The sequence below is a fragment of the Mycobacterium sp. NGS11 genome (assembly GCF_059813315.1).
Window position 1 is genome coordinate 32,663 of the sequence record NZ_JCALEJ010000029.1, and the last position, 12,555, is coordinate 45,217.

14 protein-coding genes are annotated in these 12,555 nt (G+C 67.2%); 7 read left to right on the forward strand and 7 right to left on the reverse strand.

Annotated features, from left to right (window positions below):
• Window positions 1–21 precede the first annotated feature (21 nt).
• Window positions 22–1,641 carry a DHA2 family efflux MFS transporter permease subunit gene (locus AC5Y4T_RS22810; RefSeq protein WP_499918933.1) on the reverse strand — a complete coding sequence of 540 codons (1,620 nt, stop codon included), beginning with the start codon at window positions 1,639–1,641 and terminating at the stop codon, window positions 22–24.
• Window positions 1,642–1,793: 152 nt separating this feature from the next.
• Between AC5Y4T_RS22810 and AC5Y4T_RS22815 the strand changes: the two genes are divergently transcribed.
• Together AC5Y4T_RS22815 and AC5Y4T_RS22820 are read left to right on the forward strand one after the other, a co-directional pair.
• Window positions 1,794–2,498, forward strand: a complete 705-nt coding sequence (locus AC5Y4T_RS22815; RefSeq protein ID WP_499918931.1) for a DUF2334 domain-containing protein — start codon at window positions 1,794–1,796, stop codon at window positions 2,496–2,498.
• A 47-nt stretch (window positions 2,499–2,545) separates the two neighbouring features.
• Window positions 2,546–4,213, forward strand: a complete 1,668-nt coding sequence (locus AC5Y4T_RS22820; protein ID WP_499955553.1) for an FAD-binding dehydrogenase — start codon at window positions 2,546–2,548, stop codon at window positions 4,211–4,213.
• Between the two features lie 144 nt (window positions 4,214–4,357).
• On the opposite strand, the gene AC5Y4T_RS22825 is transcribed toward AC5Y4T_RS22820, so the two are convergent.
• Complete coding sequence (locus AC5Y4T_RS22825) at window positions 4,358–4,996, reverse strand: MBL fold metallo-hydrolase (RefSeq protein ID WP_499918928.1); 639 nt, start codon at window positions 4,994–4,996, stop codon at window positions 4,358–4,360.
• Between AC5Y4T_RS22825 and AC5Y4T_RS22830 the strand changes: the two genes are divergently transcribed.
• The 3 genes from AC5Y4T_RS22830 (at window position 4,973) to purQ (ending at window position 6,682) form a co-directional block, all read left to right on the forward strand.
• Complete coding sequence (locus AC5Y4T_RS22830; RefSeq protein ID WP_499918927.1) at window positions 4,973–5,707, forward strand: ATPase; 735 nt, start codon at window positions 4,973–4,975, stop codon at window positions 5,705–5,707. The genes AC5Y4T_RS22825 and AC5Y4T_RS22830 overlap by 24 nt on opposite strands.
• 64 nt (window positions 5,708–5,771) lie before the next feature.
• Window positions 5,772–6,011: a phosphoribosylformylglycinamidine synthase subunit PurS gene (gene purS, locus AC5Y4T_RS22835; RefSeq protein WP_499949719.1), complete on the forward strand. Its 240-nt coding sequence runs from the start codon at window positions 5,772–5,774 to the stop codon at window positions 6,009–6,011.
• Window positions 6,008–6,682 (forward strand): phosphoribosylformylglycinamidine synthase subunit PurQ, encoded by a 675-nt coding sequence (gene purQ / locus AC5Y4T_RS22840; RefSeq protein ID WP_499949718.1) that lies wholly within the window; start codon window positions 6,008–6,010, stop codon window positions 6,680–6,682. Before purS ends, purQ begins: the two co-directional genes overlap by 4 nt.
• On the opposite strand, the gene AC5Y4T_RS22845 is transcribed toward purQ, so the two are convergent.
• Window positions 6,649–8,064: a WS/DGAT/MGAT family O-acyltransferase gene (locus AC5Y4T_RS22845; RefSeq protein WP_499918921.1), complete on the reverse strand. Its 1,416-nt coding sequence runs from the start codon at window positions 8,062–8,064 to the stop codon at window positions 6,649–6,651. The genes purQ and AC5Y4T_RS22845 overlap by 34 nt on opposite strands.
• Window positions 8,065–8,093: 29 nt before the next feature.
• Window positions 8,094–8,909, reverse strand: coding sequence for a lysophospholipid acyltransferase family protein (locus tag AC5Y4T_RS22850; protein WP_499949715.1), 816 nt, complete (start codon window positions 8,907–8,909; stop codon window positions 8,094–8,096).
• A gap of 148 nt (window positions 8,910–9,057) precedes the next feature.
• Between AC5Y4T_RS22850 and AC5Y4T_RS22855 the strand changes: the two genes are divergently transcribed.
• On the forward strand, window positions 9,058–10,131 hold the full coding sequence (locus AC5Y4T_RS22855; protein ID WP_499955555.1) for an NAD-dependent epimerase/dehydratase family protein: 1,074 nt from the start codon (window positions 9,058–9,060) through the stop codon (window positions 10,129–10,131).
• A gap of 12 nt (window positions 10,132–10,143) precedes the next feature.
• On the opposite strand, the gene AC5Y4T_RS22860 is transcribed toward AC5Y4T_RS22855, so the two are convergent.
• The gene (locus AC5Y4T_RS22860; protein ID WP_499955557.1) at window positions 10,144–10,611 is read right to left on the reverse strand and encodes a hypothetical protein; all 468 of its coding nucleotides are present in this window, start codon (window positions 10,609–10,611) and stop codon (window positions 10,144–10,146) included.
• A 108-nt stretch (window positions 10,612–10,719) separates the two neighbouring features.
• Complete coding sequence (locus AC5Y4T_RS22865; protein ID WP_499955559.1) at window positions 10,720–11,547, reverse strand: Rv0792c family HTH-type transcriptional regulator; 828 nt, start codon at window positions 11,545–11,547, stop codon at window positions 10,720–10,722.
• A gap of 147 nt (window positions 11,548–11,694) precedes the next feature.
• Between AC5Y4T_RS22865 and AC5Y4T_RS22870 the strand changes: the two genes are divergently transcribed.
• Complete coding sequence (locus AC5Y4T_RS22870) at window positions 11,695–12,093, forward strand: VOC family protein (protein WP_499918909.1); 399 nt, start codon at window positions 11,695–11,697, stop codon at window positions 12,091–12,093.
• Here the strand turns inward: AC5Y4T_RS22870 and AC5Y4T_RS22875 are convergent.
• Window positions 12,087–12,554 (reverse strand): cupin domain-containing protein, encoded by a 468-nt coding sequence (locus AC5Y4T_RS22875; RefSeq protein WP_499955561.1) that lies wholly within the window; start codon window positions 12,552–12,554, stop codon window positions 12,087–12,089. The genes AC5Y4T_RS22870 and AC5Y4T_RS22875 overlap by 7 nt on opposite strands.
• Window position 12,555: the final 1 nt, after the last annotated feature.

Below are 12,555 nucleotides of genomic sequence, written 5' to 3' on the forward strand. Positions count from 1 at the left end.
CAACCAGGCCGGGCGGTTGCGCTAGGCGCCGACGGTTTCGCTCGCCGGCTTCTTAGGCAAGAACCACGCCGGAATGAGGGTGCACACCACCAGCGCAACGGCAATCACGAACACCGCGGTATACGCGTGGGAAAGATCGTGCACCACGTTGGTCGAAAATCCGGGGTCGAGCGACCGCGGCGGTATCGCGGATCGATCGACCGGCACCCCGTCGACCGCAGCCCGCTGATGCAGGGCGGCCAGCTTGTTCGCCGCGACGATGTCGGGGCTTCGATTGAACTGGTTCGTCAGGATCATCGACATCAGCGCGGTCCCGATCGAGCCGCCCACCTGGTGACTGACGCTCATCAGCGTCGTTCCCCGGGCGATCTGATGGGGCGCCAGCGCCTGCACCGAGGCCACCGAGAGCGGCATCATCGTGCAGCCCATGCCCAGGCCCATGATCGCCAGCCCCACCAGCAGCGTGGGCAGATAGTGGGCCTGGGTCGCGGCCCCCACGGCGAAGGCGCTCAGGCCGGCGGTGATCAGCGCGATCCCGACCAACACGATCTTGCCCGGCCCCTGCCTGTCCACCAGCGGTCCGGTCAGGCGCATGGTCAGCATGGCGCCCAGCCCCTGAGGGATCATGTGCACGCCCGCCTGCATCGGCGTTTGGTGCACCACCTGCTGAAAATAGCTCGGCAGCAGCAGGCCGGCGCCGAAGAATGCGCCGGCGAAGACCAGCATCGTCACGTTGGCGTGGGTGAGCACCGGATTGCGGAATAGCCGCAGATCGATCAGGGGATGGTCGGCGTGATGCCACGCGTGCACGACGAACCCCGCGATCAACGCCAGTCCAATCATCGCCGGTATCACCACGTGGCGGTCGGCCACCGTGCCGCGGCCCGGGATGGAGGACACCGCGAACAAAAACGTCGCCAGGCCCGGCGAGAGCAGCAGCACGCCGACGACGTCGAAGGTCTCCGCCCGCGCCGGGTGATCCCGCGGGAAGACGACGGCGGCCAGCGCGATGGTGAGAAAGCCGATCGGCACGTTGATCAGAAAGATCCACCGCCAACTCGAGGTGTCGATCAGCCAGCCGCCCAGGATCGGCCCGCCGATCGGGGCGAGCAGCATCGGGATGCTCAATATCGACATCAGGCGTCCGAGCCGCCGCGGACCCGCCTCGCGAGTCATGATCATGAAGCCCAATGGCAGCAGCATGCCGCCGCCGATTCCCTGCACCACGCGAAAGACGATGAGCTGCAAGATGTTTGCGGCGATCGCACACAGCAGCGAACCCAGCATGAAGGCCACCACGGAACCCATGAAGAGCCGTTTGGTGCCGAACCGGTCGGCCGCCCAACCGGTTATCGGGATCACGGTCGCCAACGCGAGCGTGTAGCCGGTCATCGTCCAGGCGACGACGGCCTGCGAAGACGAGAATAGGTCGATGAAGGTGCGCTGCGCGACGCTGACGACGGTGACGTCCAAGATCGCCATCACGGTGGCCAAGATGCACACACCGGAGATCCGCAACAGCGGGGCATCGAGCTTGTCGGGATATTCCCGTTCCTCGACGCCCGGCTGTCCGGTGGGGGCGTGCGGCAGCGGCGTTTTGGCCGCTGCGTACGAGGCCTCGTCCATGGCGTTGCTTAGCATATCGAACTGATCTCGTCGGTTGACGCTCGCGGCGGTGGTGGGCTGGGCAGGTCCGGCCGCCGCCGAAATCTTTGTGCTCAGGCGGGTGCGTATACGCCTGCTGTCTGCGTGTCCTTCACCGTTCCGACACTTGGGATCGGCAAACTGCTGGTGTGTCTGGAAAATTGATCGTCTCGGTCTCGGGGATCGGGGAACGCACCCTGCCCGACGTCGAGGCGTTCTGCGCGCAAATGGATGCCCGCAACGTACCGGTGTCGTTACTCGTGGCTCCCCGCCTGTCCGGTGACTACCGGCTCGACCGCGACCCGCAAACCGTCGGGTGGCTGAGCAACCGTCGCGCCGGCGGTGACGCCATCGTGCTGCACGGCTATGACGACCCGGCCACCAAGAAGCGTCGCGGCGAATTCGCGATCCTGCGGGCGCATGAGGCCAACCTGCGATTGATGGCCGCCGACCGGGTGCTCGAGCACCTCGGGTTGCGTACCCGACTGTTCGCGGCGCCCGGCTGGGTGGTGTCGCCGGGTGTCGTCAAAGCGTTGCCGGACAACGGGTTCCGGTTGCTGGCGGATCTGCACGGGATCACCGACCTGGTTCGTCACACCACCGTTCGCGCGCGGGTGCTCGGCATCGGCGAGGGCTTCCTCACCGAGCCGTGGTGGTGCCGGATGGTGGTGCTGTCCGCCGAGCGGATCGCCCGGCGCGGGGGCGTCGTGCGGGTAGCGGTCGCGGCCCGCCACCTGCGCAAACCCGGGCCGCTGCAGGCCATGGTGGACGCCGTCGACCTGGCGTTGATGCACGGCTGCACGCCCACCGTGTACCGCTGGCAGCAGGCCAAGGCCGTGCTCGACGCCGCCTGACGCAGCGACTGCCTGACCTGCTCGTCGGGGCACTACCCTGGTCCGACATGAGCGATTCTTCGGTTGCGGGGTTCGGCGCTGATGCCATCGTCGTCGGGGCGGGCCTGGCCGGTCTGGTCGCCGCCTGCGAACTGGTGGATCGCGGCTTGCGGGTGCTCATCGTCGACCAGGAGAACAGCGCCAACCTGGGCGGGCAGGCGTTCTGGTCCTTCGGCGGCCTGTTCTTCGTCGACAGCCCCGAGCAGCGCCGGCTGGGCATCCGTGACAGCCATGAACTTGCGTTGCAGGACTGGCTCGGCACGGCGGCCTTCGATCGCCCCGAGGACTACTGGCCACGCCAATGGGCACACGCCTATGTCGATTTCGCCGCCGGGGAGAAGCGCAGTTGGTTGCGGTCGCGCGGGCTCAAGCTTTTCCCGTTGGTGGGCTGGGCCGAGCGCGGCGGGTATGACGCTCAGGGGCACGGCAATTCGGTTCCCCGCTTCCACATCACCTGGGGTACCGGGCCCGCGCTGGTCGAGATCTTCGCCCGGCAACTGCGCGACCGGTCAGCGGTGCGCTTCGCGCACCGCCACCAGGTCGACGAGTTGATCGTCGAGGGTGAGGCGGTGACGGGTGTCCGCGGCACGGTGCTCGAGCCCACGGCCACGCCGAGGGGGGTCGCTTCATCACGGAAGTCGATAGGGCAGTTCGAATTTCGTGCCGACGCGGTGATTGTGACGAGCGGCGGCATCGGCGCCAATCACGAACTGGTGCGGAAGAACTGGCCCAAGCGCATGGGCCGCGTCCCCGAGCAACTTTTGAGCGGCGTTCCGGCTCATGTCGACGGCCGGATGATCGCCATCACGCAGCAGGCCGGCGCGCGCGTGATCAACCCCGACCGGATGTGGCACTACACCGAGGGCATCACCAACTACGACCCGATCTGGCCGTTGCATGGGATCCGGATCATTCCCGGCCCGTCGTCGCTGTGGCTGGATGCCAGTGGCAGGCGGTTGCCGGTCCCGCTCTACCCCGGCTTCGACACGCTGGGCACGCTGGAATACATCACCAAGTCAGGGTTCGACTACACCTGGTTTGTGTTGAACGCCAAAATCATTGAGAAGGAGTTCGCGCTTTCTGGCCAGGAGCAGAATCCGGACCTCACCGGGCAAAGTATCCGCGAGCTGCTGCGAAATCGGGCACGTTCCGGGCCGCCGGGCCCGGTGCAGGCGTTCGTCGACCGGGGTGTGGACTTCGTCAGCGCGAACTCGTTGCGCGACTTGGTGACCGCGATGAACAAGCTGCCCGATGTGCAGCCGCTGGACTACGCAACCGTGGAGGCCGAGGTCACGGCCCGGGATCGCGAGGTGGCCAACAAGTTCAGCAAGGACGGGCAGATCACGGCGATCCATGCCGCCCGCAATTATCTGGGCGATCGGCTGGGCCGGGTGGTGGCGCCGCACCGGCTGACCGACCCGAAGGCGGGGCCGATGATTGCAATCAAGCTGCACATCCTGACCAGAAAAACGTTGGGCGGCATCGAAACCGATCTCGCCTCACGGGTGTTGAAGGCCGACGGCACTCCGCTGACCGGTCTGTACGCCGCGGGTGAGGTGGCCGGGTTCGGTGGCGGCGGCGTGCACGGCTACCGCGCCCTGGAAGGCACGTTCTTGGGCGGCTGCATCTTCTCCGGCCGCGCCGCCGGCCGCGGCGCCGCCGACGACCTCACGTAGCCGCAGGGCAGACAGCCCCGCTTGCGTTCGTGCGTCACGCCAGCGTGACCGCAGGACGCGTGTGTCACGCCAGCGTGACCGCAGGACGCGTGCGTCACGCCAGCGTGACCGCCGGACGCGTGTGTCACGCCAGCGTGACCGCAGCTAGAACGTGACGGCGTCCTCCTCGGGCAGCACCTGGAAGTCGGTGCTGGTCATCTCGGTCAGCCGTCCGTAGTAGATCCCCCGCGCATCCGGCGCGATGATCCCCTGGTGAATGGGAACGGCGCGCTGCGGGGCCACCGCACGCAGGTAGTCGACCGCCTCGGACACCTTCATCCAGGGCGCGGCCGCCGGCGTGGCCAAGACGTCGACCGGCTCGTCGGGCACGAAGAGCGCGTCACCGGGATGCATCAACCGGGCCCGGTGGTCGGCGTCGCCGACTAGGAACGAAATGTTTTCTATCACAGGGATTTCCGGGTGAATGACCGCGTGTTTTCCGCCGACGGCGCGAACGGTCAGTTCGCCGATGGGCAACTCGTCACCGACATGGACCTCGCGGCAGGGGGCACCCAGCTGCGCGGTGGTTTGCGGGTCCGCGTACAGCGCCGCCTCCGGGTTACCCTCGAGCAAGGCGGGCAGCCGTTTGACGTCGACATGGTCGGGGTGCTGATGGGTGATCAAGATGGCGGTCAAGCCGGTGATTCCCTCGAAGCCGTGCGCGAAAGTTCCGGGGTCAAAGAGCACGCGGGTGTGGTCAAACTCGGCAAGTAGGCACGAATGGCCGAAATGCGTCAGTTGCATATCTACGATTGTGCCTTGATGGACAAGCTGCCGACGCGCGTGATTTTGGCCATGATGCTGGTCGCCGGCAGTTTCGCCTTCGCTTTGATCGTCGTCATCCCTGCGTACGCAGAGCCGGAGACGTGCCCGGCCGTGTGCGACCGGATCCCGAACACCGCGTGGATCGATCAGCATGCCCTGCCGCTGGACGGCGTGTACCACTGGCCCGCGCTCGCCGGTCAGGCCGTGCAGACGACCGGTTCGGCGCCCGGTCCCCGGTTCCGATTCGAGGAGTTGTGCGCCGCGCCGCCGGTAACCCAGGATCCCCGCGACTCGGCCGTCGCGGCGCGCTCGACGGTTCAGCATCCCGACGGACAGTGGCAGCTGCAGGCCCAGGTCCTGCACTGGCGGGGTGACACCGCTCGCGGTGGGGCCAGCGCGGCCGCGGCCTTCAGCGCTGCCGTCGCCGCCCTGCGGGCCTGCCAGCAGCGCGCACCGCAGGAGTCACCGTCGCTGACCACCGACGAAGCCAATCGGATGGCCGCCGTGATCAGCGGCCCGGTGGTGATGCACACCTATCTGTTCGCCCACCCGGCCAGCAGCACGATCAGCGAGGTCACGCTGTGGTCGACGGCACCGCCGCAGACGGCGTGGCCGGCGATGGCGGACGATCCGGTGCTCAATGCCATGAACGCGCCCCTCTGCGAGGCCTACATTGCCTCGTGCCCGTGACGCCGAGCTGCGCTTTCGCCGGTAGAGTGGCGCCCGAAACGCCAACTTCTCAGGAGGACCGCCGGTGGCCCGGGTGATCGTAAGCGTGATGCCCAAAGCGGAGATTCTCGACCCGCAGGGTCAGGCGATTGTGGGTGCCCTGGGTCGCCTCGGACATCCGGGAATCTCAGAAGTGCGGCAAGGCAAGCGGTTTGAGCTAGAGGTGGATGACAGCGTCGACGATTCCGCGCTCGCCGAGATCGCGGAATCGCTGTTGGCGAACACCGTGATCGAAGACTGGACGATCAGCCGGGACAACCAGTGACGGCACGCATCGGGATCATCACGTTTCCCGGCACGCTCGACGACGTGGACGCCGCGCGCGCGGCGCGGCGGGTCGGTGCCGAGGCGGTCAACCTGTGGCATGCCGACGCCGATCTGAAAAGCGTGGACGCCGTGGTGGTGCCCGGCGGGTTCTCGTACGGCGATTACCTGCGGGCCGGTGCGATCGCCCGGTTCGCCCCGGTGATGACCGAGGTGGTGGAGGCCGCACGGCGCGGCATGCCAGTGTTGGGCATTTGCAACGGTTTTCAGGTGCTCTGCGAGGCCGGCCTGTTGCCCGGGGCGCTGACCCGCAACGTGGGCCTGCACTTCATCTGCCGCGACGTGTGGCTGCGGGTGGCCTCGACGTCGACCGCCTGGACGTCGCGCTTCGAGCTCGGCGCCGACCTGCTGGTCCCGCTGAAATCGGGAGAGGGACGCTACGTGGCGCCGGCCGAGGTGATCGAGGAGCTCGAGGGCGAGGGGCGGGTGGTGTTCCGCTACCACGAGAACGCCAACGGGTCGCTGCACGACATCGCCGGGGTGAGTTCCGCCGACGGCCGCGTGGTGGGTCTGATGCCCCACCCCGAGCACGCCATCGAGGCGCTGACCGGGCCGTCCGATGACGGCCTCGGCCTGTTCTACTCGGTGCTGGACGGCGTGCTCGCCGGCTGAGCGGAAACGCCTGCGGCATCCCGTAATTCGGCGAAGGACGCGCCGATGGCGTCCGTCGCCTCGTGCGGGTCGTTGAAGGTTTGGTCGTCGGTGAGCACTGCGACGCCGAGCCGGTCCACGTAACTCCACACGGTGATGTTGACTGGGGCGCCGGGCGACAGCACGCCGGTGGAATAGATCTCGCTGACGGCTGCACCGCCGAAGTGGCCCCGCTCGCGCGGCCCCACCACGCTGGACACCGCTACGTTCATCAGCTTGTTCGGCGCGTCGCGCCGACCCAGCCACCGGAATGCGGCAGGGGCGAATGCGGTCGGAAGGTAGGCCATCATCTTCCCGTAGAGCTCCGGGCCGAGGACTTCGTGGTCTTCCTTGGCGATCTTGGTGGCCAGGGCGACCAGCCGGGCCCGCTCCACGGGGTCGCCGACGTGGACCGGGAGCGAGACCATCAGCCCGCTGATCTCATTGCCGGTGATGCGGTCCGACTTGTCGGTGGCCGTCGGCACCGAGGCGATGATCGGGCGGTCGGCCGCACCGTCGTAAGCCAGCAACAGCGTTCGCAATCCGCCGGTCGCCATGGCCAGCACCACGTCGTTCACCGTGATTCCCAATGCCTTTGCCGTCGCCTTCACCTCCGGCAGCGACAGCGACGTGCTGGCGAACCAGCGCCGCGGCGACACGACATGGTTGAGGAACGTCGGCGGTGCGTCGAACGCGTCGGCCAGGTCGGGGTGGCCCCCGCGCTCCCGGGACCGGCGCCGCACCCGCGTCATTCCGACGGCCGCGTCCTTGAGCAGCCCGGGCAGGGCGCCGATCTGCCGGACGTGGTCGCGGGCCGCCGCGCGCAGCAGGTCTGCGTTGGAGGTGGTGACGCCTGCTTCGTCGTTGTCGCGCTCGTCGGTGAGCCCGTCGCGCAGATCCATCGCGCGCGCCAGCAGGTTGACCGACGCGACCCCGTCGGCGAGCGCATGGTGCACCTTGCCGATCATGGCGAATCGGCCACCGGCCAGCCCTTCGGCGAAATGAAACTCCCACAGCGGACGACTGCGGTCCAGAGGAGTGGACGCCACCTCGCCGATCACCCGATCGAGCTCGCGCCGACCGCCGGGCGCGGGCACCCGCACTTGCCGCAGGTGATAGTCGAGGTCGACGTCGCAGTTCTCCAGCCACATGGGGTGATGCAAATGCCAGGGAATGTCAACGAGCTTGTAGCGCAACGGTTCTAGCAGATGAAGCCGACGACGCACGTGCCGGCGGAAGACCTCGAAACCGAATTCTCCGTCGCAGTCGGCCGGGTCGATCACGGCCACCTTGAGCGTGTGCGTGTGTAGGTTGGGCGTCTCGCTGTAGAGCAGCATCGCGTCCATGCCGTTGAGTCTCTTCACCACGCCACCTCCAGCGGCCCCGGACACCGTCAGCCCAGGATCGGGAACCGGCGCTCGCCGGCGAGCCGCTTGAGCGCATCTTCCATGACGGCGCGTACGTGGGCGTCGACCTCGTCGACGTCGGGGTCGCTGCCGAACTGGGCGGTGATGTCGATCGGTTCGAGAACCTCGGTGACGATCTTTGCCGGCAGGGGCACGTTGGGCGGGAAGATGACGCTCAAACCGAAGGGGAATCCGACGCTGATGGGCAGAATGTCCATTCGCGCCTTGGTCAGCCCCAGCTTGCGGGCCAGCCAGTTGCCCCGGGTCAAAAACAGCTGTGTCTCCTGGGCGCCGATGGATACGGCCGGCACAATCGGCACCCCGGCTTCGATAGCGGTCCGCACGTACCCGGTGCGTCCATTGAAGTCGATGGTGTTCGCAGTGAAAGTCGGCCGGTAGGAGTCGTAGTCGCCGCCGGGGAACACCAGCACCACCGCACCGGAATGCAGGGCGGTGGCGGCGTTTTCGCGGCTGGCCTCGATCACCCCGAGGCGGCGCAACCAGCCGTCCAACGGTCCCATGAACAGCCCGTAATGGCCCAGCGTGTAGACGGGGCGGTCGTAGCCGAACCTGTCGTAGAAGGCCGGGGAGAAGATCAGCACGTCCGGGGTCAGCATGCCGCCCGAGTGGTTGGAGACCACCAGAGCCCCGCCCGAGGATGGGACGTTGTCGATGTTTCGCACCTCGGCCCGGTAGTACCGCTTGATCACCGGTCCCAGTACCTTTGCCACCTGTTCGGTGAAAGCCGGATCCCACTTGGCGGTTTCGTGGTTGTCCGCCGCGTCAACACCGTCGCCCGTCATGGCTCCCCGCTGTCTGTTTCTGCTCTTCGCTACTTGTTGCCGGTGTGACGCCAGTCTCAAACCTGAGCCGCCGATCGGCATATGCTACTCTCCGTTTAGGAGAATGTCATATCCGTTTGCTGGAAAGCGAACGGCCGATGGGGGAGGCATGTCCGAGAAGGTCCTGGTAACCGGAGGTTTCGGGCTGGTCGGCTCGCAAACGGTGCGCCGGCTGGTGGCCGACGGCCACCGCGTGGTCGCGACCGACCTGGGCACCGCCGCCCAGCGCAAAGCCGCGGGAGCGCTGCCGGCCGGCGCCGAGCCGCGCTGGGCGGACCTGACCGACCCGGGTCAGGTCGACCGGCTACTCGCCGACACGTCGCCCACCGCCATCGTGCACCTGGCCGCGGTGATCCCACCGATGATCTATCGTCAGCCCGCGCTGGGGCGCCGCGTCAACGTCGACGCGACCGTCACCTTGCTGCGGGCGGCCCAATCAATGCATCAGCCGGTGCGCTTCATCCTGGCCTCGAGCAACGCCGTGTACGGCGCGCGCAACCCGCACCGCTCTCGCGAGCTGCTGCGCCCGGACTCCCCGACGAACCCGGCCGACCTCTACGGCGCTCACAAGGCCGAAGCGGAACAGCACCTCCGCGCGTCGAATCTCGAATGGGTCATCCTGCGCCTGGCCGGAGTGATCAGCGTCGAACCGGACGCCATGCCGTTCAGCGTCGATGCGTTGTTCTTCGAAAGCGCCCTGCCGGCCGACGGCCGCATCCACACCGTCGACGTCCGCGACGTCGCGCGGGCATTCGCCGCAGCGGTCACCGCCGACGTCGCCGGTGAGACGCTGCTGATCGCCGGCGACGAATCGCACCTGCTGCGGCAGGGCGACGTCGGCAAGGCACTGGCCGCCGCCCGCGGCCTGGTCGATGTGTTGCCCGTCGGCCGGCCGGGCGATCCGGACAGCGATGACGACTGGTTTGTCACGGACTGGATGGATACGGTTCGTTCCCAGCAGGTTCTGCGATTCCAGCGCCACTCGTGGCCGGACATGCTCACCGAGATGCGGGCCGCGGCCGGGTGGCGGCGGTACCCGATGCGGCTGATCTCGCCAGTGGCGCGACGGTTCCTCAAAAGCCGTGCGGCCTACCGGGATACCCCTGGACGCTACGCCGACCCGTGGGGCGCGATCCGGGCCAGGCTGGGTGATCCGCGCCCGGATGCTCCGGCCGGCGGGTAGCCCGCCCGTAGTTCAGCCGGCGTCGCGCAGCAACGGCCGTTCGGTGGGCGGCAATTCGACCGGCGGGTTCAATTCCTCGAACAACTCGGTGGCGTCCGCGATGGTGTTGTCGAGGAAGGCGGCGAACTCGTTGAAGCAGAGGTCGTTTCGGATCCATTGCGACTTTCGGGCCATCACACCGATGCGCTGCGGATCCGACGAACCGTGCACGACCGCGGTGACCTGGCGGTCGAGACGGTTCCACCGGTCGCAGAAGTACGTCACCCAGGGGCGGTCGGCTGCCGGGAAATAGCATCCGGGATTGACGCGGATGATCAGCACGTCGTCGTGCGCGGGAGAGATCTCGAAGTGAACATGCAACCGCCGCGGGGCGTTGCTGACGAAGAAGTATTCGCCGTCGTGGTGGCCGCGAAAGTATCGCCGCCCGCGGGTGCGTAGGTAACGTTCGACCCGGTCCGCGCACAGCTGCTCGTTCGTCATGCGTTCGATGGTGCGGCCTGTGACTTTGGGAATGCTTGGAGGCAAGCCAAGCGGCGCCGAAGAATCGGTTGAGAATTCGCTGAGTCGACCCCGGATTTGGTCCCGCGCTCAGGTCGGCTCGCGCCGTTCCACGATGCCGGCGCCGGGGCTGGGCACGGTGCGCGGCAGCGTGACCGAAAACCTGTACCGCTCGGGGCGATAGTGGAATTCCACGACCTCGATCGGCTTTCCGTCTTGGTCGTAGCTGGTGCGTTCGAGCACCAGCACCGGAGAGCCCAGCGGCAGATTCAGCGCGCCGGCCACTTCCAGGGAGGCACCGGCCGCATGAATCTCATAGTTGGCGCGGGAGATGGGAACGTCCAGTCGCCGCTCCCACATGGTGTAGGTGCTTTCCATCGCAAGCGCGGTCTGCTCGTCGATCGCGCTCTTCAGCAGTGGTTCCGTGGCTTTGCCTAAATCCGTTGGCAGGTAGGCGATCATCAGGGCCAGGGGTTGGTCCCCGTCACGAAAACGCCTGTGCACGCACAAAACTTTGGATAGCCCCAATGTTTCGGCGATGCGTTGTGGCGCGTCTTCGACGCGATGCGACAGGACGTCGACGTTCGGCGTGATCCCGGAGTCGGCCAGCACCTCGGTGATGGTGCGCACGCCGGGCCCGAGTTCTTGCTTCACCGGGTTGGCCACGAACGTGCCCAGGCCCTGCTTGCGCACCAGCCATCCCTGTCGTTCGAGAAGTCCGACAGCCGCGCGCACGGTGACCCGGCTCACGCGGGTGCGATCGATGAGTTCTCGCTCGGTCGGCAATCGCGCTCCGCGCGGCAGGCGCTGTTTGACGATGGCCGCCTTGAGGGCTTCGGCGAGTTGGGTGCTGGCCGGCACGCTGCCGCGGGAGATCCGGAGGTCGGCAACGTCGAGGTCCAGCTGGTCGGGGCCCATGAGATGTATTAAAACGTCCTATCCACTGGGCGTAAAGCGGCGCTCCCAGGCGCGGGCGACACGCGTTGGACGGATTACTCTGGTAGCGAACGGTTTTCGCGCGTGAGCAGCCGATGGACGGGTTTGCGCGGGTCAGGAGGGTCAAGGGTGGCGATCGCGGTGGAACGGTTCGACCACATTGTCCTGAATTGCCGCGACGTTGAGGCCACCGCCGCATGGTACGAGCGCGTGCTCGGGATGCGGCGCGAGACGTTCGGGCCCTCGCGTCGGACGGCGCTGTGTTTTGGGGATCAGAAGATCAATCTGCGGCAAGTCGGCGCATTGGCCGACGATCCCGACTGGTTCACCGGGTCCGTTGAGGCCGCCGGTTCCGAAGACCTGTGCTTCGTCACCCGTTCCGGCCCGGATGACGTGCGCGCCCACCTGGCCGCGTGCGGAGTGAAGGTGATCTCCGGACCGGTGACCAAGGTGGGGGCGCTGGGCGAGATGACTTCGCACTACTGCCGTGACCCCGACGGCAACCTGATCGAGATCGCCGTCTACTGAGGGTCGGCCAGCGGATACAGGGCCGGGAGATTGATCACGATGGCTTCCTGGCTGCTGCGCGCGATCACCACCTCGGCGGTGGTGTTGGGGTCGGGGTTTTCCTCCCGGTGCGGCAGGTACGGCGGGATGAAAACGTAGTCGCCGGGAGCGGCGGCGATGCGGACCTCTCCGGTGCCGTCATGAAAGACGAACCCCGGGTTGCCCTTTCGGACATAGATGGCGGTCTCGGAGTCGCCGTGATGGTGGTTGTCCGAAGCCGATTGCGGCGCCGCGTGCGTCTCGCCCATCCAGAGCTTCTCCGCGCCGACCGAGCTGCCCGACAGGGCGGCGAAGTGCCGCAGCCCCTCCGATTGCGCTGTGTCGGAGCTGATCTCCGACGCCTTGACGTGACGCACCCGGTTGCGCGCGGGCGGCGTCGCCGTGCTGTCGAAGTCTGGATGGAATCCGTCTGAAGTGGCCACG

Excerpts from the sequence above, each read along its gene's own strand:
- AC5Y4T_RS22810 (WP_499918933.1), bottom strand. The coding sequence starts at position 1,641 with ATGCTAAGCAACGCCATGGACGAGGCCTCGTACGCAGCGGCCAAAACG.
- AC5Y4T_RS22820 (WP_499955553.1), top strand. The coding sequence starts at position 2,546 with ATGAGCGATTCTTCGGTTGCGGGGTTCGGCGCTGATGCCATCGTCGTC.
- AC5Y4T_RS22830 (WP_499918927.1), top strand. The coding sequence starts at position 4,973 with ATGGCCGAAATGCGTCAGTTGCATATCTACGATTGTGCCTTGATGGAC.
- AC5Y4T_RS22825 (WP_499918928.1), bottom strand. The coding sequence starts at position 4,996 with ATGCAACTGACGCATTTCGGCCATTCGTGCCTACTTGCCGAGTTTGAC.
- AC5Y4T_RS22850 (WP_499949715.1), bottom strand. The coding sequence starts at position 8,909 with ATGACGGGCGACGGTGTTGACGCGGCGGACAACCACGAAACCGCCAAG.
- AC5Y4T_RS22855 (WP_499955555.1), top strand. The coding sequence starts at position 9,058 with ATGTCCGAGAAGGTCCTGGTAACCGGAGGTTTCGGGCTGGTCGGCTCG.
- AC5Y4T_RS22860 (WP_499955557.1), bottom strand. The coding sequence starts at position 10,611 with ATGACGAACGAGCAGCTGTGCGCGGACCGGGTCGAACGTTACCTACGC.
- AC5Y4T_RS22865 (WP_499955559.1), bottom strand. The coding sequence starts at position 11,547 with ATGGGCCCCGACCAGCTGGACCTCGACGTTGCCGACCTCCGGATCTCC.